Source organism: Streptomyces sp. NPDC000878 (assembly GCF_053599695.1).
Genome location: NZ_JBSFMT010000032.1, coordinates 88,348 through 106,938, shown reverse-complemented (window position 1 = coordinate 106,938; position 18,591 = coordinate 88,348). Strand labels below are relative to the sequence as shown.

At 71.2% G+C, this 18,591-nt stretch carries 19 protein-coding genes; 6 read left to right on the top strand and 13 right to left on the bottom strand.

From position 1 onward, the window contains the following. The first annotated feature begins 164 nt into the window (after positions 1-164). A complete protein-coding gene (locus tag ACWDR4_RS26760) occupies positions 165-1,220 on the top strand; it encodes an NUDIX hydrolase (protein WP_450412358.1) in 1,056 nt (351 codons plus the stop codon). A gap of 239 nt (positions 1,221-1,459) precedes the next feature. Here the strand turns inward: ACWDR4_RS26760 and ACWDR4_RS26755 are convergent, their stop codons facing one another. Beyond that, positions 1,460-2,815: a M20/M25/M40 family metallo-hydrolase gene (locus ACWDR4_RS26755; protein ID WP_450412356.1), complete on the bottom strand. Its 1,356-nt coding sequence runs from the start codon at positions 2,813-2,815 to the stop codon at positions 1,460-1,462. A gap of 135 nt (positions 2,816-2,950) precedes the next feature. On the opposite strand from ACWDR4_RS26755, the gene ACWDR4_RS26750 reads away from it, so the two are divergent. Beyond that, entirely contained in the window at positions 2,951-4,156 is a 1,206-nt protein-coding gene (locus tag ACWDR4_RS26750) for a geranylgeranyl reductase family protein (RefSeq protein ID WP_450412371.1), read from the top strand. A 47-nt stretch (positions 4,157-4,203) separates the two neighbouring features. On the opposite strand, the gene ACWDR4_RS26745 is transcribed toward ACWDR4_RS26750, so the two are convergent. Then, positions 4,204-4,659: a nitroreductase family deazaflavin-dependent oxidoreductase gene (locus tag ACWDR4_RS26745; protein ID WP_450412354.1), complete on the bottom strand. Its 456-nt coding sequence runs from the start codon at positions 4,657-4,659 to the stop codon at positions 4,204-4,206. A gap of 187 nt (positions 4,660-4,846) precedes the next feature. Here ACWDR4_RS26745 and ACWDR4_RS26740 point away from each other — a divergent pair, with 187 nt between their 5' ends. From ACWDR4_RS26740 to ACWDR4_RS26730, 3 genes are all read left to right on the top strand, one after another. Next, complete coding sequence (locus ACWDR4_RS26740; RefSeq protein WP_450412353.1) at positions 4,847-5,548, top strand: TetR/AcrR family transcriptional regulator; 702 nt, start codon at positions 4,847-4,849, stop codon at positions 5,546-5,548. Between the two features lie 109 nt (positions 5,549-5,657). Further along, complete coding sequence (locus ACWDR4_RS26735) at positions 5,658-6,932, top strand: sensor histidine kinase (RefSeq protein WP_450412369.1); 1,275 nt, start codon at positions 5,658-5,660, stop codon at positions 6,930-6,932. Next, positions 6,929-7,594: a response regulator gene (locus tag ACWDR4_RS26730; RefSeq protein ID WP_450412352.1), complete on the top strand. Its 666-nt coding sequence runs from the start codon at positions 6,929-6,931 to the stop codon at positions 7,592-7,594. The genes ACWDR4_RS26735 and ACWDR4_RS26730 overlap by 4 nt, the downstream gene beginning before the upstream one ends. Here ACWDR4_RS26730 and ACWDR4_RS26725 read toward each other — a convergent pair. Together ACWDR4_RS26725 and ACWDR4_RS26720 are read right to left on the bottom strand one after the other, a co-directional pair. Next, positions 7,555-7,908, bottom strand: a complete 354-nt coding sequence (locus tag ACWDR4_RS26725; RefSeq protein WP_450412351.1) for a DUF6332 family protein — start codon at positions 7,906-7,908, stop codon at positions 7,555-7,557. The two genes, ACWDR4_RS26730 and ACWDR4_RS26725, sit on opposite strands and share 40 nt — an antisense overlap. A 71-nt stretch (positions 7,909-7,979) precedes the next feature. Next, positions 7,980-9,464, bottom strand: a complete 1,485-nt coding sequence (locus tag ACWDR4_RS26720; RefSeq protein ID WP_450412349.1) for an MFS transporter — start codon at positions 9,462-9,464, stop codon at positions 7,980-7,982. Positions 9,465-9,649: 185 nt separating this feature from the next. Between ACWDR4_RS26720 and ACWDR4_RS26715 the strand changes: the two genes are divergently transcribed. Continuing rightward, entirely contained in the window at positions 9,650-10,447 is a 798-nt protein-coding gene (locus tag ACWDR4_RS26715) for a VOC family protein (protein WP_450412347.1), read from the top strand. Positions 10,448-10,514: 67 nt separating this feature from the next. On the opposite strand, the gene ACWDR4_RS26710 is transcribed toward ACWDR4_RS26715, so the two are convergent. From ACWDR4_RS26710 to ACWDR4_RS26670, 9 genes are all read right to left on the bottom strand, one after another. Further along, positions 10,515-10,922, bottom strand: a complete 408-nt coding sequence (locus ACWDR4_RS26710) for a hypothetical protein (RefSeq protein WP_450412345.1) — start codon at positions 10,920-10,922, stop codon at positions 10,515-10,517. Positions 10,923-11,068: 146 nt separating this feature from the next. After that, positions 11,069-12,271 carry an MFS transporter gene (locus tag ACWDR4_RS26705; RefSeq protein WP_450412343.1) on the bottom strand — a complete coding sequence of 401 codons (1,203 nt, stop codon included), beginning with the start codon at positions 12,269-12,271 and terminating at the stop codon, positions 11,069-11,071. A 64-nt stretch (positions 12,272-12,335) separates the two neighbouring features. Continuing rightward, positions 12,336-12,971 carry a 3-oxoacid CoA-transferase subunit B gene (locus tag ACWDR4_RS26700; protein WP_450412341.1) on the bottom strand — a complete coding sequence of 212 codons (636 nt, stop codon included), beginning with the start codon at positions 12,969-12,971 and terminating at the stop codon, positions 12,336-12,338. Next, on the bottom strand, positions 12,971-13,753 hold the full coding sequence (locus ACWDR4_RS26695; protein WP_450412339.1) for a CoA transferase subunit A: 783 nt from the start codon (positions 13,751-13,753) through the stop codon (positions 12,971-12,973). The genes ACWDR4_RS26700 and ACWDR4_RS26695 overlap by 1 nt, the downstream gene beginning before the upstream one ends. A 50-nt stretch (positions 13,754-13,803) precedes the next feature. Next, positions 13,804-14,547, bottom strand: coding sequence for an SDR family oxidoreductase (locus ACWDR4_RS26690; protein WP_450412337.1), 744 nt, complete (start codon positions 14,545-14,547; stop codon positions 13,804-13,806). Continuing rightward, the gene (locus ACWDR4_RS26685; RefSeq protein WP_450412335.1) at positions 14,544-15,470 is read right to left on the bottom strand and encodes a fumarylacetoacetate hydrolase family protein; all 927 of its coding nucleotides are present in this window, start codon (positions 15,468-15,470) and stop codon (positions 14,544-14,546) included. The genes ACWDR4_RS26690 and ACWDR4_RS26685 overlap by 4 nt, the downstream gene beginning before the upstream one ends. Before the next feature lie 10 nt (positions 15,471-15,480). Continuing rightward, positions 15,481-16,419 (bottom strand): VOC family protein, encoded by a 939-nt coding sequence (locus ACWDR4_RS26680; protein ID WP_450412333.1) that lies wholly within the window; start codon positions 16,417-16,419, stop codon positions 15,481-15,483. Beyond that, entirely contained in the window at positions 16,412-17,440 is a 1,029-nt protein-coding gene (locus tag ACWDR4_RS26675; RefSeq protein ID WP_450412331.1) for an amidohydrolase family protein, read from the bottom strand. Before ACWDR4_RS26675 ends, ACWDR4_RS26680 begins: the two co-directional genes overlap by 8 nt. Beyond that, positions 17,437-18,585 carry an FAD-dependent oxidoreductase gene (locus ACWDR4_RS26670; protein ID WP_450412329.1) on the bottom strand — a complete coding sequence of 383 codons (1,149 nt, stop codon included), beginning with the start codon at positions 18,583-18,585 and terminating at the stop codon, positions 17,437-17,439. The genes ACWDR4_RS26675 and ACWDR4_RS26670 overlap by 4 nt, the downstream gene beginning before the upstream one ends. Positions 18,586-18,591 lie beyond the last annotated feature (6 nt).

Genomic DNA, 18,591 nt, shown 5'->3' with positions numbered 1-18,591 from the left:
GCGGCCCCGGCGCGGCGTGGCGGCGGGGGGTGGGGGCGGGCGGGGGGGGGGGGCGGGGGGCCCCCCCCCCCCCCCGCCACTGTGTCGGCGGCCTCAACGTGATCTGGTTTCCGTGGCAGGGTGGAGCGGGCAAGCCTCAGGGGTCCAACAGAAGAGGGGGAAACGTGATCGTCTGGGTCAACGGCGCGTTCGGTGCGGGGAAGACCACCACCGCACGAGAACTGATCGAACTGATCCCGAACAGCACGCTCTTCGACCCCGAGGTCATCGGCGGGGCACTCGCACAACTGCTGCCGCCCAAGCGCCTCGCCGAGGTCGGCGACTTCCAGGACCTGCCGATCTGGCGGCGGCTCGTCGTGGACACCGCGGCGGCCATGCTCGCCGAGCTGGGCGGCACCGTCGTGGTGCCCATGACGGTCCTGCGCCAGGAGTACCGCGACGAGATCTTCGGCGGTCTCGCCGCCCGCCGCATCACGGTCCGGCATGTGCTCCTCGCCCCGGCGGAAACGATCCTGCGCGAGCGAATAGCCACCCGGGAGGTCCCGCCAGACCTCCCCGACGCGGAGATACGGATACGGCAGTGGTCGTACGACCAGATAGAGCCGTACCGGACGGCGCTCGCCTCCTGGCTCACCGCCGACGCCCACCCGGTCGACACCAGCGCCCTCACTCCGTACGAGACGGCCGTGCGGATCGCCGAAGCGGTCAGCGCCGGAACAGCGCCGGTGTGCGACATCGTGCAGACCCCGGAACCCACCGGCGAGACGGTGGCCTCCGGGGTCCTGCTGTTCGACGAGCAGGACCGGGTGCTGCTCGTCGACCCCACCTACAAGGCCGGCTGGGAGTTCCCCGGCGGGGTCGTCGAACGGGGCGAGGCGCCCGCGCGCGCGGGCATCCGCGAGGTCGAAGAGGAGACCGGGATCCGCCTCACCGACGTACCGCGTCTCCTCGTCATCGACTGGGAGCCGCCCGCACCGCCTGGCTACGGCGGACTCCGTCTCCTCTTCGACGGCGGACGGCTCGACAGCACCGAGGCCGGACGGCTGCTGCTGCCCGGCCCCGAACTGCGCGACTGGCGCTTCGTCACCGAGGAGGAGGCCGCCGGCCTGCTGCCACCGGTCCGCTACGAGCGACTGCGCGGGGCGCTGCGGGCGCGCGAGCGGGGCGCCGCGCTCTATCTGGAGGCGGGGGTGGCGGTGGGGCAGGCCGAGGTGGAGTAGGCCGCGGGGCGGCCGGGGCCTGTCGACGCAGGCGAGCGGGGGCCGACACACCGTGGACCGGCGCGCGGACGCCGCGTCTGCGGCGGGGCCGTCGGGCAGGTCCCGGTCCTGCCGTCCGGATCACGGCGACTTCACCTGCTACGGCGCCGTACGCCTACCGGTATGCGGGGAGGCGCCCCTGGCCGGGCGGCTTCGCCCGCCGGGCGGTCGCGGGGCTTCGGTTCTTTCGGGTGGGTAGGTCAGGACGCCGCGTAGTTCCGGAGGAACAGGGCCTCTGTCACCGACAGGCGTTCCAGTTCCTCCGGGGACACGCTCTCGTTGACCGCGTGGATCTGGGCCTCCGGCTCGCTCAGGCCGATCAGCAGGATCTCGGCCTGCGGGTAGAGCGAGGCGAGCGTGTTGCAGAGGGGGATCGAGCCGCCCTGGCCCGCGTACTGCATCTCCTGGCCCGGGTACGCGACCGCCATGGCCTCGGCCATCGCCGCGTACGCCGGGCTGGTGGTGTCGGCGCGGAACGGCTGGCCCTGGCCGATCTGTTCCGTGCTCACCCGCGCGCCCCACGGTGTGTGCGCCGCCAGATGCGCCTCCAGCAGCTTGGTCGCCGCCGCCGCGTCCACGCCCGGCGGCACCCGCAGGCTGACCAGCGCGCGGGCGCTCGCCTGCACGGACGGGGTGGCGCCGACCACCGGCGGGCAGTCGATACCGAGGACCGTGACCGCGGGGCGCGCCCAGATACGGTCGGCGACCGGGCCGGAGCCGATCAGCTCGACGCCGTCGAGCACCTTGGCGTCCTTGCGGAACTGCTCCTCGTCGTACACCAGTCCGTCCCACGACGTCTCGTCCGTGAGCCCGTCGACCGTCGTCGAACCGTCCTCGGCACGCAGGGAGTCGAGTACGCGGATCAGGGCGCCCAGCGCGTCGGGCGCGGCCCCGCCGAACTGGCCCGAGTGCAGGTTGCCTTCGAGGGTGTCGACCTTGAGCCGCAGCATGGTCATGCCGCGCAGTGTCGAGGTGACCGTAGGCAGACCGACCCGGAAGTTGCCGGCGTCGCCGATGACGATCGTGTCGGCGGCGAGCAGCTCCGGGTGTTCCTCGGCGTACCGCTCCAGACCGCCCGTGCCCATTTCCTCCGAACCCTCGGCGATCACCTTGACGTTGACCGGGACGCCGCCGTTCGCCTTGAGGGCGCGCAGCGCGAGCAGGTGCATGATGAAGCCGCCCTTGCAGTCGGCGGCCCCGCGCCCGTACCAGCGGCCGTCGCGCTCGGTCAGCTCGAACGGCGGGCTCACCCAGCCGGCCTCGTCGAGCGGCGGCTGCACGTCGTAGTGGGCGTACAGGAGGACGGTCTTCGCGCCCTCGGGGCCGGGCAGGTAGCCGTACACCGACTGCGTGCCGTCCGGGGTGTCGAGCAGGGCCACGTCCTGGAAGCCGTCGGTACGCAGTGCGTCGGCGACCCAGTTCGCGGCGCCCTCGCTCTCGCTCTTCGGGAACTGTTCGAAGTCCGCCACCGATTTGAACGCCACCAGTTCGGTCAGCTCCGCCCGAGCCCTCGGCATGAGGGAGGCGACGGTCTCGGCGACCGGATTCGACGACATGGGCACGCTCCTTGTGGGTGCGACGTTGTACGGAAGAAGTCCTGTGATCCTCCCACAGCGGACTGTGGCGACGCCCGCCGTAGGATGCGGGGGAACAGGTGCGGCAGGCGGATGGATCAGGAGCAGCAGACCATCGTGAGCAGCGAGAACTCTTCGGCGGACGACGTGGCGCGGGTGTGGGACGTCGTTGTTGTGGGCGCGGGACCGGCGGGGGCTTCGGCCGCGTATGCGGCGGCGGTCGCGGGCCGCACCGTGCTGTTGCTGGAGAAAGCGGAACTGCCCCGCTACAAGACATGCGGCGGCGGCATCATCGGCCCCTCGCGCGATTCCCTGCCCCCCGGTTTCGAACTGCCCTTCCAGGACCGGGTGCACGCGGTCACGTTCTCCCACAACGGCCGCTTCACCCGCACCCGCCGCTCCAAGCAGATGCTGTTCGGCCTGATCAACCGGCCCGAGTTCGACCAGCAGCTCGTCGAGCACGCCCAGAAGGCGGGCGCCGAACTGCGTACGGGCGCCACGGTGTCGCGGGTCGAGCAGCACGGCTCGGCGGTGCCGGACCGGCGGACGGTCGCCGTCGTCCTCCAGGGCGGCGAGACCGTGCTGGCCAGGGCTGTTGTGGGCGCCGACGGCAGCGCCAGCCGCATAGGAGCACACGTCGGGGTGAAACTCGACCAGGTGGATCTCGGCCTGGAGGCGGAGATCCCGGTGCCGGAGACCGTCGCCGAGGACTGGCAGGGGCGGGTGCTCATCGACTGGGGCCCGATGCCCGGCAGTTACGGGTGGGTGTTCCCCAAGGGGGACACGCTGACCGTGGGCGTGATCTCCGCGCGCGGTGAAGGCGCGGCCACCAAGCGGTACTTGGAGGACTTCATCGCCCGGCTGGGGCTGGCCGGCTTCGAACCGAGCATCTCCTCCGGCCACTTGACGCGCTGCCGCGCCGACGACTCGCCGCTCTCGCGCGGCCGGGTGCTGGTGTGCGGGGACGCGGCGGGCCTGCTGGAGCCGTGGACCCGCGAGGGCATCTCGTTCGCCCTGCGCTCGGGACGGCTCGCGGGGGAGTGGGCGGTCCGGATCGCGGAGGCGCACGACGCCGTGGACACGCGCCGCCAGGCCCTGAACTACGCGTTCGCGATCAAGGCGGGGCTCGGCGTCGAGATGGCCGTCGGCCGGAGCATGCTGAAGGCGTTCGAGCGGCGCCCCGGTGTCTTCCACGCCGCCCTGACCGGCTTCCGCCCCGCGTGGAACGCCTTCCGGGACATCACCCGTGGCTCCACCTCACTGGGCGAGCTGGTGCGCACCCACCCGATGGCCGGGCGCGCCCTGACCGCGCTCGACCGATAGGCGTTCATGGTGCCCACGGTTTGACGGTGTTCACGGCCTGATGGTGTTCACGGATTGACGGTGATCCGGAAGACGGGGTGCTTGGGGGCGGCGGCGAGCAGTTCCTCGTCGGTGGAGTTGACGTCGACGTCGCCGAAGAAACGCCCCACCTCCCAGCCCCACTTCTTGAGGTAGGTGCGCAGCACGACCGGCTTCTCCGCGTCCGGCAGCTCGACCGCGGTGAACTCCTGGACCCGGCGGCCGACCTTGAGCCGTCCGCCACCGGCGGCGCGCATGTTCCGCACCCATTCGGAGTGCCCGCGCGCCGAGACGAGGTACGGGCCGCCCTCGTACGGCAGCGGGTTGACGGGCACCTTGCGCCACTCGCCGCTCTTGCGGCCGAGCACGGACAGCTCGGCGCTGCCCATGAGGCTCACGCCGTGGCGGGCGAGCCAGCCGATGAGGTTGTTGAGGGCCCGGTCGAAGGGCTTGGGCTTGATGTAGTGGGCCGACGGCGACGTCATGGTGTCCTCCTGGAAGCAGCGAGCGCGAGAGTGGTGCTGAGCGCGAGAGCGGTGCTTGCGAGAGCACTGCTCTCGCTTGAGAGCAGTGTGTCGGAGATCGGTGATCCAAAGCAAGAGCACTGCTCTCTTTTTAGTTCGGTGCTCTCGTTTGTGTGCACTGCTCTGAAAACATGGAACACTCGCACGTATGAGCACCGCACAAGGAGCCCGCGCCCGCGCCCGGATCGAGGTCACGTCGGCGATCAAGGACGAGGCGCGCAGACAGTTGGCGGCGGAAGGCGCAGCCAAGCTCTCGCTGCGGGCCGTCGCCCGCGAGCTGGGCATGGTCTCCTCCGCGCTGTACCGCTACTTCCCCAGCCGTGACGACCTGCTGACCGCTCTCATCATCGACGCCTACGACTCCCTGGGCCAGGCCGCCGAGACCGCCCACGCCGCCGTCGCGGACACCGGCCCGCTGCGCCGCTGGGTCGCGGTGTGCGAGGCGGTGCGCGGCTGGGCCCTCGGCCATCCCCACGAGTACGCGCTGATCTACGGCTCGCCCGTCCCCGGCTACACCGCACCCGACACGACGGTCCCGGCCGCCTCGCGGGTCGGCCTCCTCCTGATCGGCATCGTGCGGGACGCCCACCGGACCGTTGGTGTGGCCCGTACCCCGATCCCCGCCGAACTGCGCCCGGAGGCCGAGCGGTTGGCCGCCGACCTCGCCCCCGACCTCCCGCCGGAGGTGGCTGCGGCGCTCGTCGCGGCCTGGGCGCAGGTGTACGGGCTGGTCGGGTTCGAGCTGTTCGGCCAGTTCAACCGCGTGGTGGAGGACCGGGAGACGTTCTTCCGGCACTCAGTGAGCCGGATCGCCCACGGGGTGGGGCTGGTGTTCCCGGAGAAGCGGTAGAGGCGGTGGACGAGGGATCGGGAGGGGCGGCCACCGGTCTCGTACTTCCAGGGGAGTACGGCTGATCACCTCGCCCGGCGGACGCCGTCGCCGGGTCGTGCCGTCTAGCGTGGCCGACATGGACGAGCAACGCGCAGGGGGACGCGGGGGAGACCCGCCCCGGTGGTGGGGACACGGGCCGCCGTGGTGGAACCGCCGGGACGGGGAGAGCGGGCCCGGAACGGAACAGGGCGCCGACCGTTGGCCCTGGCGTTCCACCGTACTGCTGACCGTCTTCGTCCTCGCTGGTTCGAAGTACGCCGCCGAGCAGCAGGTGGGTGAGCGCGCCGACCTGGACCTGTTCGCGCGGCTCCTGCTGGTCGCCGGTTCGGGACTGCTGCTGTGGCGGCACCGGCACCCGGTGCTCGTCGCCTTCGGCACGGCCACGGCCGCCATGGTCTATCTCGGCGCCGGATATCCGTACGGGCCGGTCTTCCTGACCGTCGCCCTGGGCTGCTTCAGCGCTGTCGTCGCCGGGCACCGCAAGGCGGCCTGGGCAGCCGTCGGGATGCTGTGGGCCGGGCATGTGCTGATCGCGCACTGGCTGTACCGGTGGCTGCCGCCGTCCGGGGACGAGCCTGCTGCCTGGGGCCAGGAGATCGTGGTCGCCGCCTGGGTGGTGGCGATCGTGGCGGTCGCCGAGCTGGTCCGGGTGCGGCGGGAGCAGTGGGACCGGGAGCGGGCCGAGCGTGCCCAGGCCGCCCGGCGGCGCGCCGACGAGGAGCGGCTGCTGATCGCGCGCGAACTGCACGACGTACTCGCGCACAGTATTTCGGTCATCAATGTGCAGGCCGGGGTCGGGCTCGCGCTGCTCGACTCCGACCCCGAGCAGGCCCGCACCGCGCTCACCACCATCAAGGCGGCCAGCAAGGAGGCGCTCGGGGAGGTGCGTCAGGTGCTCGACACCCTGCGTACGCCGGGTGACGCGCCGCGCGCTCCGGCGCCGGGGCTCGATCGCCTCCCCGAGCTGGTGGAGCAGGCGGCGGGGGCCGGACTGACCGTCGAGGTGCGGGGCGAGGTGCCGAAGCTGCCGCCGGGTGCCGATCTCGCCGCCTTCCGGATCGTCCAGGAGGCCCTCACCAATGTCGTACGGCATTCCGGATCGCGGCACGCGCGCGTGCGGGTCGATGTCGACGGGGCGGACGGCGCGCTGCGGCTGCGCGTCGACGACGACGGGCCCGCGACCGGCGCCGACGCGGGCGGCAGCGGGAACGGGCTGGCCGGGATGCGGGAGCGGGCCGCCGCCCTCGGTGGCACGATCGAGGCGGGGCCGCGCGCGGACGGCGGTTTCCGGGTGCTTGCGGTGCTGCCGCTCAAGGTGAAGACGGTGAAGGAGGACCGGTGATCCGTGTACTGCTCGCCGACGACCAGTCGTTGGTCCGCGCGGGGTTCCGGGCGCTGCTCGACGCGCAGCCCGACATCGAGGTGGCCGGGGAGGCCGCCGACGGGGAGGAGGCGCTGCGCGGCGTACGCGAACTGCGGCCCGATGTCGTCCTGATGGACATCCGGATGCCCGTGCTGGACGGGCTGGCCGCGACTCGCGGGATCACCGGCGACGCGGCGCTGAACGACGTCAAGGTGGTCATGCTGACCACCTTCGAACTCGACGAGTACGTCTTCGAGGCGATCCGCTGCGGGGCCTCCGGCTTTCTGGTGAAGGACACCGAGCCGGACGAACTCCTGCGCGCCGTACGGGCGGTGGTCGCGGGCGACGCACTGCTCTCACCCGGGGTCACCCGGCGCCTGATCGGTGAGTTCGCCGCCCGTTCGAAGGAACCGGCCGCCGCCGACGCCCTGTCCGGGCTCACCGGACGGGAACGGGAGGTGATGGCCCTGGTCGGAATCGGCCTGTCCAACGAGGAGATCGCCCGGCGCCTGGTCGTCAGCCCGCTCACCGCCAAGACCCATGTGAGCCGCACGATGGTGAAACTGGGCGCCCGCGACAGGGCCCAACTGGTCGTGCTGGCCTACGAGTCGGGGCTGGTCCGGCCGGGCTGGCTGGGCTGAGCCTCACCGGTGCCGTCGTCGTCCGTCGTGATCCGTTGCCGTCCGTCGCTTTCGTGGGTGAAGCGGTTCAGTACGCTCACCACGCGCCACGCGAAGAGAACGGCGCCCAGCGTCGACCCGGAGGCGATGAGCACGTCCTGCGCGGTGTCCGACAGCACGAAGACCCAGGCAGGACCGGCCACCACCCCGAAGACGAGGACCGCTACGAACACGGCACTGCACAGGGCGTATCCGATCTCGATGGTGACCGCGTCCCGCCGAGCCTGGGAGCTTCGCGTACGGCCCTGCCCCAGATGTCCCCCGTAATTGTCCATCCGGTGAGTGAAACAGGCGGGTGCCCGGCCGGGCAAGCCGCCGGCCGGGCACGGAAGTTGGACAGGTCTCCCTAGTCGCGGGCCGCGACTCGCTCGGTCGTCTCCTCCTGCGGCTGAAGGGACTTCGCGACGACGACGGACTGCCCCGGACGTCGGGTGCGCAGACCGGGAAGGGTGACCAGCAGGCCGACGAGGGCGATGACCGTCACCACGATCAGCCCGGGCCGGTAGGCGTCGAGGACCTCCTGCGGCGAGGGGTTCTCGGGCGTACCCGCGGTGACCACCGCCGTCACGACGGCCAGGAAGATCGCGCCGCCCACCTGCACCGAGGTGTTCAACAGGCCGGAGACCATGCCCTGTTCATGGTCGTCGACACCGTTCGTGGCCTGGATGTTGAGCGACGGGAAGACCAGGGCGAAGGCCCCGCCGATCAGCAGCATCGACGGCAGGATCAGGGTGGCGTAGCTCGGGTCGAGGCTGACGCGCAGGAAGAGCGCGTACCCGGTGATCATCAGCGCGAAGCCCGCCACGATGAGCCGCTGGGTGCCGAACCGGTCGACGATCGCGCCCATCTTCGTCGCGGACAGGGCGACGACCGCCCCCGCGGGCAGGAAGGCGAGTGCCGTGTGCAGCGCCGACCAGCCGAGCAGCGACTGGAGGAACAGGGTGACCAGGAACTGGAATCCCACATACGAGCCGAAGAGCGCCATCGCACCCAGCTGGGCGCGGATCTGGGGTCCTGAGCGCAGCACACCGAGCCGGATCAGCGGCCCGGCGGAGCGCTGCTCGACGCGGACGAAGAAGGTCAGCAGTACGGCGACGGCGAGGAAGGAGAGCAGTGTGCGGGCCGAGGCCCAGCCGACCTCGGGCGCCTGTACGACGGTGAAGACAAGCAGGAGCATCGAGGCGGTGCCGAGGATCGCGCCGGGGATGTCGTAGCCGTCGTGGTCCTTCTCGCGTTCGCTGCGCGGCAGCAGCTTCAGGCCGGCGAGGAGGGCGAGGACGGCGACCGGGGCGGGCAGCAGCATGGTCAGGCGCCAGCTCGCCTCGGTGAGCAGGCCGGAGAGCACCAGGCCCATCGAGAAACCGGTGGCCGCGCAGGTGGTGTAGATGGACAGGGCCCGGTTGCGCAGCGGGCCCTCGGCGAAGGTCGTCGTGATGATGGACAGGCCGGCCGGGGCGGTGAAGGCGGCGCTGAGTCCCTTGATGAAACGGCTGGCGATCAGCAGCGGACCCGAGTCGACGAGTCCGCCGAGCAGCGAGGCGAGCGCGAAGACGCCGAGGGCTACGAGGAACACCTGACGGCGGCCGAGCAGGTCGGCGGTCCTGCCGCCGAGGAGCAGGAGTCCGCCGTATCCCAGGATGTAGCCGCTGACGATCCATTGCAGCGTCGAGGTGGAGAGACCGAGTTCGGAGCCGATGGACGGGAGCGCGACGCCGACCATCGACACGTCCAGCGCGTCCAGGAACATCGCGGCGCAGAGCACCAGCAGGGTGCCCCACAGGCGGGGAGTCCAGCGTCCGTCGGTCGCCGGAGTGTTGAGCGGAGAGGTCATGCGGAGACAGTACATGCACATGCATCGAATGCGAATGCATTTAATGTTTACGCAACAAAAGGCGTGTGAGGCAAGGGACTGGGGTGGTGTCGGGCGGCGCTGTGCGCACCCTGAAGCGGCCGACGCGCGATTGTCAGTGCCGGGTGTCAGGCTGATGGCACAAGGACCTGCGAAAGGGAATCGCCGTGATCACCACTGACCTCGCTCCCGGCTCCCCCTGCTGGCTCGACCTCGGTGCCCCCGACGTCCCCGCCGCCGCGGCCTTCTACGGCGCGGTGCTCGGCTGGGAGTACGAGTCCATGGGTGCGGGGGAGGACATGGACGGCGGGATGTTCCGGAAGGACGGCAAGATCGTCGCCGGGCTCGGCAGGCTGACGGAGGAGGGCGCTCGCCCGGCCTGGATGATCTACTACAGCGTCACCGACGCGGACGCCACGACCCGGGCCGTGGAGCGCGCGGGCGGGACGGTGCGGCTGGCGCCGAGGGACCTCGACGACTGGGGGCGGATGGCCCAGTACAGCGACCCCGCGGGGGGCCAGTTCGCGGTCTGGCAGGCGGGGAAGAACTCGGGGTTCGAACTGGCCGACGAGCCGGGCTCCCTGACCTGGGCCGAGCTGTACACGCGCGACGCCGCTGCCGCCAAGGAGTTCTACGGCGGTGTCTTCGACTGGTGGTACAGCGACATGGAGATGCCGGGCGGCGGGGGCGCGTACACCCTCATCACCGCTCCCGGGCTGCCCGAGGAGCGTATGCAGGGCGGCCTCATGGAGGTCCGCGAGGAGGATCTCGCCCTGGCGGGCGGGCGGTCGTACTGGCATCCGGTCTTCGCCGTGGCCGACTGCGACGCCGCGGTCGCCAAGGTCACCGAGAACGGCGGCAGCGTGCAGATGGGGCCCGATGACGCGGAGGGTGTCGGCCGGCTGGCCGTCTGCCTCGACCCGGCGAACGCGGACTTCGTGGTGCTGGCCCCGGCAGAGGGCTGAGCCTGAGCCCGCGAGGTCGACGCCGGGCACGCCTCGTTGAGGGCGTGGGGAGGCGGTGATCCGCCGCTCAGGCGTGGGCGGTTCCGGTCGAGTCGGTCGGCGCGGACGATGCTCGGGCGCCGGCCGTCCAGCAGGCTGCGGTGAAGCGGACGTTCGTGCCGTGCCAGTACGCGTCGAAGGCGGCGCGGGCCGTTTCGGTGACCTGGGTGCGAGTCCGGTCGTCCGTGTCACGCAGGATCGGGCCAACTGGGCCGAGCAGGGTGAAGTAGCGGTCCAACTCCCTTTCGGGCAGGGCGCAGGCCATGTCGATCGGCCGGATGTCGATTCCGGTCCAGCTGCTCTCCGTCAGGATGCGGTGGATCCTGTCCGGGTCCGCGAAGGCGAACTGCCCCGGCTCGTCGGGACTCGGCGTCCTCCGTGATTCCTTGCGGCACGCCGCTGCCTGCCCGGCGCCGAGCCACCTGGAATGCCCCACCGTCCGAGGCTTCCTCGAACGTGCTGCGTCGGGCCGCGTCGGTGTCCCGAGGGAGCAGGTTCCGGAGCGGCCGTGAGACGGCGGGCCCGGGCATCGGGCCCCGGCATCGTGCTCCGGGCGAGGGCTGCCTCGCGAAAGCTTGGCCGTCAGTGTTCTGTCGCGCGTCGGGTGACGAAGCCGATGACGGCTGCCATGGCGGCCAGTGCCGCGACGCTGGTGAGGGCGGTGGGGAGCGAGAACCAGTCCGCCATGAAGCCGATGGCGGGCGGGCCCAGCAGCATGCCGCCGTAGCCGAGCGTGGACGCGACCGCGACTCCGTCGGGGCCGGCCAGTGCGCCCGCGCGTTCGATGGCGATGGGGAAGAGGTTGGCGAGGCCGAGCCCGGTGATCACGAAGCCGAGGAGCGCCGCCCACAGGGACGGGGCGAGCGCGCCGAGGAGCATGCCGGCCGTGGCGATCGCGCCGCCGGACACCATGGTGCGGGTCTGACCCAGCCGTTCGAGCATCCTTGTGCCGCTGAGCCTGCCGATGGCCATGGCGAGCGCGAAGCAGGAGAAACCGACGGCCGCGACACCTGGTGAGGCGTGCAGGTCCTGTTCGAGGTGCAGGGCGCTCCAGTCGGCCAGGGCCCCCTCGCCGTACGCCGTGCACAGGGCGATCAGGCCGAAGACGATCACCAGACGACGGGCGCGGGGGTCCACACGGCGGGGTGTGTTCTCCTTCGGCGCCGTGCTCTCCGGTGGGCTCGGGGGCTGGTGGCTCAGCAGGGTGCGGCCCGCGAAGAAGGTGACGAACAGCCCGATCACGGTGAGGCCGAGCAGATGGCGCGTGGGGGAGAGGACCCCGGCCACGAGCCCGCCCAGTCCGGCGCCGAGCATGCCGCCGAGACTGAACGCGGCGTGGAAGCTGGGCATGATCGGGCGGCGCAGCGCGGCGACCAGTTCCACGGCGGCGCTGTTGAAGGCGACGTTGATGCCGCCGAAGGCCATGCCGAAAACCAGCAGGACGGCGCCGAGCGCCGGGGCGGAGTGGGTGAGCGGTGGCAGGGAGACGCTGACGCAGAGGAGGACGGCGCAGGCGACGGTGACCCGGTGGTTGCCGTAGCGACGGCAGAGCCGGCCGGTGAGGATCATCGTGACGACGGCTCCGCCGGAGACGCCGAGCAGGGCGAGGCCCAGGGCGCTGGCGGAGGCGTCGGTCTGCTCCTTGATGGCCGGGATGCGGACGACCCAGCCCGCGAAGACGAAGCCGTCGAGGGCGAAGAAGACGGTGATGGCGATGCGGAGGCGGGTGAGGGTGTTGTCGGGGGTGGTGCTGTCGCCCGTCCGGGGTTTGTTTATCAGCGGCACAAACTCAGGGTAGGTGGGTGGGAGGGGGAGGGCAAGGGAGCCTGTCGGTCGACGCTCCCACGTCTCAAGGTCTACGGATCAAGGGTGCGTCCGTGCGGTCGGCGATGTCCTCGGCCGTCACGTCCGGCGCGCACTCCACGAGTACGAGGCCCTCCGGTGTGACGTCGAGGACGCCGAGGTCGGTGATGATGCGGTGGACGCAGTGTTCGCCGGTGAGCGGGAGGGTGCACTCCTTGACGATCTTCGGGCTGCCGTTCTTGGTGGTGTGTTCCATGAGGATGATCACGCGGCGGGCGCCGTGGACGAGGTCCATCGCGCCGCCCATGCCCTTGACCGTCTTGCCGGGGATCATCCAGTTGGCGAGGTCGCCGGCGGCGGACACCTGCATGGCGCCGAGTACGGCGGTGTCGATGTGGCCGCCGCGGATCATGCCGAAGGAGAGGGCCGAGTCGAAGAAGGAGGCGCCGGGCAGGACGGTGACCGTCTCCTTGCCCGCGTTGATGAGATCCGGATCGATCTCGTCCTCGGCCGGGTACGGGCCGGTGCCCAGGATGCCGTTCTCCGAGTGCAGGACCACCTGGACGCCCGGCGGGAGGTGGCCGGGGATCAGGGTGGGCAGGCCGATGCCGAGATTGACGTAGGAGCCGTCGGTGAGTTCGGCGGCGGCACGGGCGGCCATCCGGTCGCGGGCCCAGGGCATCAGTTGCTCACCGTTTCTCCGGTCGGCGGCGCGGAGATCATGAGGCGTTCGATGTGTTTCTCGGCGGCCTGAGTTGGTGTGAGGGCCACGATCCGCTGGACGAAGATGCCCGGCAGATGGATCTCATCCGGGATCAACTCGCCTGGTTCCACGAGCTGTTCGACCTCGGCGACGGTGATGCGGCCGGCCATCGCGGCAGGCGGGTTGAAGTTGACGGCGGACCTGCGGAAGACCAGGTTCCCGTGGCGGTCGCCGCGCCAGGCCCGTACGAGGGCGAAGTCGGTGGTGATGCCGTGCTCCAGGACGTGCGCGCGGCCCGCGAAGTCGCGGGTCTCCTTGGGCGGGGAGGCCAGGGCGACCGTGCCGTCGGACGCGTAGCGCCAGGGCAGCCCGCCCTTTGCCACCTGCGTACCCACTCCCGCCGGCGTGTAGAAGGCCGGTATGCCCGCTCCGCCGGCCCGCAGCCGCTCGGCCAGCGTGCCCTGCGGCACCAGTTCCACCTCCAGTTCGCCCGACAGGTACTGCCGGGCGAACTCCTTGTTCTCGCCCACATAACTGCCGGTCACGCGGGCGATCCGGCCGTCGGTCAGCAGGACTCCGAGTCCGCGCCCGTCCACACCGCAGTTGTTCGACACGATCTTCAGGCCGGTGGCGCCCTGGGCGTGCAGGGCCTTGATGAGCACGTCGGGGATGCCGCTGAGGCCGAAGCCGCCGACGGCCAGCGACGCGCCGTCGGGTATGTCGGCGACCGCCTCGGCGGCGCTCGCGCGGACCTTGTCCATGGGGAGTGGGCCTTTCTGCTCTGCTCTTACGGGTCCAGGGCGTCCGAGTTCTACGGGTGCAAGGCGTCCGAGATCGGCTTGGCGCCGCCATGTGCTGTGAGGCCGCCGTCGACCGGGATCTCGGCGCCGGTGATGAAGGACGCGTCGTCGGACAGCAGGAACGTCACCAGCGGGGCGATGTCGTCGACGCTCCCGGTGCGGCCGAGGGGTGTCCCGAGGAGGTTCGCCTCGCGGAACGCCGGTGCGGCGAACGCGGTCATGTCCGTCTCGATGAAGCCGGGGTGGACGATGTTCACACGGATGCCGCGCGGCCCCAGCTCCATGGCGGCGGTCCTCGTCAGGCCGCGCAACGCCCACTTGCTGGCCGTGTACGCGACGGGATAGTGGGCGGTCAGCGCCGCCGACGAACCGACGTTCACGATCGACGCCCCCGGCCGCATCAAGGGCACGAGATGCTGGATGCCCAGCAGCGGACCGGTGACGTTGACCGCGTGGACCCGGGCCATGTCCTCGGGGCGTACGTCGTCGATGCGGGCCCGCCAGGTGACGCCCGCGTTGTTGACCAGGCCGTGCACCTGTCCGTACGACTCCCGTAGTTCGGCGGCGAGTTCGGCCCACTCCTTCTCGCCGGTGACGTCGAGGCGGCGGCAGCCGGGTGCATCCGCCACGTCGGTGGCGATCACCCGGGCGCCCTCCCGGGTCAGCGCCGCGGCCTCGGCGGCACCCTGACCGCCCGCCGCGCCCGTCACCACGACGACCCTGCCGAGGAGCCTCTGCGGGCGCGCGTCGGTCACGGCCGCTCCCGCAGCCTGCGCCGGGCGACCGGCACAGGTACCGGATCGGGCCCGGCCACCACGGTGTTGGAGACGCTGCCGATGCCCTCCACGGTGAGCGTCACCGTGTCGCCGAGCCGGAGCGGCGCCGGATCCTGGCGGCCTCGTACGCCCCACAGCTCCGCCAGACACCCGCCGTTGCCGCAGGTGCCCGAGCCGAGGACGTCGCCGGGGCGGACGGCGGTGCCTCGCGAGGCGTAGGCGACCATCTCCTCGAACGTCCAACTCATGTTGGACAGCAGGTCCTTGCCGACCACCTCGCCGTTGATCTCGGCAGTCAGCGCGAGGCGCAGGAAGCCGTCCCCGTCGCGGTACTTCTCCAACTCGTCGGCGGTGACCAGGTACGGGCCCAGCGTGGTCGCGGTGTCCTTGCCCTTGCAGGGGCCGAGGCCCACGCGCATCTCGGCCGACTGGAGGTCGCGGGCGGACCAGTCGTTGAGGATCGTGTAGCCGACGATGTGCTCGCGGGCCTGTTCGGGGCTGAGGTCGCGGCCCTCCCTGCCGATCACCGCCGCGACCTCCAGTTCGAAGTCGAGCACGCTCGACCCCGGCGGCATCGGGATGTCGTCGTGCGCGCCGTACACCGCGTACGGGTTGGTGAAGTAGAACGTCGGGGCCGCGTACCACTGCTCCGGCACCCCGGCGGCCCCGTCCACGGACCGCCGTACGCCCTCGACGTGTTCCTCGAAGGTGACGAAGTCCCGCACGGTGGGCGGCTGGAGCGGCGGCAGCAGCCGTACCTCCGACAGTGGGACGGGCGCGCCCACGGGGCGGGCGCCGACGGCTTCGAGCGGTGAGGTGCCGTCCGGCAGGGCTCGTACGACGCTGCCTTCCACGATGCCGCAGTGGCGACGCCCCTCGTGCAGGTAGGTGGCGATGCGCATGAGTGGCCTCTCAGACCGGCGGGGCGACGAACACCCCGTGGTCGACGTCGTTGAAGGACTCCTTGGCGACCAGTTCGTTCATCGGGTTCGCCGTGCCCCACTGGTCGGTGACCTCGGGCTGCGAGAAGTCGTAGACGTGGGGATGCCAGGTGTCCTCGTCGAGCAGCTCCAACTCCGTTGTGTACTCGACCGTGTTGCCGTGCGGATCGAGGAAGTAGGTGAACGTGTTGTCGCCCGCCATGTGCCGGCCCGGGCCCCAGACCTTCTGGAAACCCGCCCGCATCACCCGGCCGGAGCCGCGCATGTACTCGTCCAGGCCGCGCATCTCGAAGGAGACGTGGTGCAGGGAGGTGTGCGGGCCCTTCGCGATGGCCATGGAGTGGTGCTGGTTGCTGATCCGCATGAAGTGCATGACGTCACCGACGTACGGCGAGCTGAGCGTGTCGGAGTGGCGGAAGCCGAGGTGGCGCTCGTACCAGCCGCGGGTCCTGTCCAGGTCCGGCGAGTTGAGGACGACGTGCGACAGCTTGACCGGGATCGCCTCCTTCTCCTCGATCCGGCGGTGCTGCCTGACCTCGACATCGGCGGAGACCTCGATCGTGCGTCCGTCGATGTCGAAGAAACGGAAGCCGTAACCGCCGCCGGGCGTGTCCACCTTGCCCGGCTGCGAGACCAACTGGACGCCCCCGGCGAGCAGTTGCTCGGCGAGAGCGTCCACGTCCGCTGCGCTCGCGGCACCGTAGGACACCAGGTCGAGCCGCTTCTCGTCCGCCTTCCGCAGCCGTACGACGTACTGCTCGGGCGAGCCCTCGGCCGCAAGGAAGGAGATCCCGGAGTCCTCGGCGACCTTGGTCAGGCCCCACACGCCGGCGTAGAAGTCGAGTTGCCTGTCGTAGTCGGGCACGGCGAGGTCGACGTGCCGGAGGTGGGTGAGCGGACGGTCACTCATGGGGGGTTCCTCCTCGGACGAGGTTGAGCAGGGCGGCGGCGTTGCCGCCCCGCACCGCGTGGAAGTCGTGGTCGGGCAGACCGGCCGTGCGCAGCGCGTCCAGCGGGTCGTCGGTGCCCATGTCGAAGGGGAAGTCGGAGCCGAGCAGGACCCGGTCGGCGCCGACGGCACGGATCAACTCCCGCAGTACGAACGGGTTGTGGACCAGGGAGTCGAAGTACAGCTGCTTCAGATAGCTGCTCGGTTCCCGCGCGCAGTCCCGGGCGTCGGGGCGGACCCGCCAGGCGTGGTCGGAGCGGCCGATGTGGGTGGGCAGATAACCGCCGCCGTGCGCCGCGATCAGCGTCAGGCCCGGATGGCGGTCCAGGACGCCGGAGAAGATCAGGTGGGAGAGGGCGACCGCGTTCTCGGTGGGCTGGCCGACGGTGTTGGACAGGTACCACCGGTCGAGACGCTCGTCGAGCGTGCAGCCGAAGGGGTGCAGGAAGAGGACGGCACCCGTCTCCTCCGCACGGGACCAGAAAGGTTCGTACGCCGGATCCGACAGCTCGTGACCGGGCGCGTGCGAGGAGATCTCCACGCCCTTCAGGCCCTGGTCGAGTGCGTGGTCGAGCAACTCCGCCGTGAGGTCGGGGTGTTGGAGCGGGACCAGGCCGAGGCCGTGCAGCCGGTCGGGGGACTTCGCGCAGTGCGCGGCGGTGCCTTCATTGGCCGACTGGCAGAGCCACTCGGCCAATTGACGGTCGGCCCAGTAGTGGTAGTGCGACGGGGACGGGCTGACCAGCTGGATGTCCACGCCCTGCGCGTCCATGGCGGCGAGGCGTACGGCGATGTCCGTCAGCCTCGGCACGCGTGCGCCGACCATGGGACCGTTCACGGCCAGGGCCGCCGGGCCGTTGCGGCGGGCGTCGAGGGCGCGGGCCTCGGCCAGTCCGGGCCGGCCGGCGACGGCCTCCTCGACCTCCGGGAGCAGGAGGTGGGCGTGGACGTCGATCGTCGGGGGCGAGAGAGGCTCGGTCACGGGAGTTCCTTCAGAGCGTTCATCGTGCGGCCCATCAGCGCCGCCACATCCTTGCCGCGCTCCTGGTCGGGCGCCCTGTCGAGCAGCCACCGGCCGATCTGGACGGAGGCGTCGACGACCAGGCGTACACGGGGCAGCCGTCGGGCGCGGTAGTCGGTGAGGAGCTGGTCGTCCCAGTCGTCGTGGCCGGTCAGCAGCTCCGCGAGGACCAGGACGTCTTCGAGGGACATCGCGGCGCCCTGGGCGAGCGTGGGCGGACAGCAGTGCACGGCGTCACCGACCAGCACCACCCGGCCGCGGTGCCACGGGCCCTCGACCAGGAGCTGGTCGAAGTACGCGTAGTTGACGGCCTTCGGATCGGTGAACGCGGTGCGAATCTCCTCCCACACCCCGCCGTAGCCCTCGCTGAGCGCTCGCATCTCGTCGGCGTACGCGTCGGGGTCCAGCGAGGCCCGGTCGCGGGCCCGTTCCACGAGGTAGGCGTAGATCGTGTCCTCGCTGGTCGGGCAGTACCCGGCGATGAAACAGCGACCGCCGTACATCATCTCGGTGCGGCTGACGCCGGCCGGGCGGGGCGCGGGGGCGCGCCAGATGCCCATGCCGGTGGGTTCGGGTTTCTCGGTGATGCCGATCATGTCGCGGGTGGCGGAGTGCAGTCCGTCGGCGCCGACCACCAGGTCGTAGCGGCGGCTCGTGCCGTCCGAGAAGGTGACGTCCACGCCCTCGCCGTCCTGCTCGAAGGCGGTGGCCGTCGTGCCGAGGCGGACCTCGGCGCCCGAGGAGCGCACCTGGTCGATGAGGAGCTGCTGGAGCCCGGGCCGCTGCATACCGATGTGGGCGGGCAGGTCCTCGCCGCCGGTGCGGAGTTCGTCATGGGCGTAGATCACCGTGCCGCCGGGGGTGAGGATGGCGACGCCGTCGGCCGCGTACCCGTCCTTCTCGATGCCGTCGAGGACCCCGACCTCGCGGAGCACGCGCAGGGCGTTGCCCTGAAGGGTGATGCCGGAACCGGCGGCGGCCTTCCAGTCGGGGCTCGCCTCGACGAGGTCGACCGTGATGCCGGCTCGGCGCAGGAGGACGGTCAGGGCGTTTCCGGAGGTTCCTCCGCCGATGATCAGGACGGTGCGGGTGAGGCCGTTGGTCATGTCGGG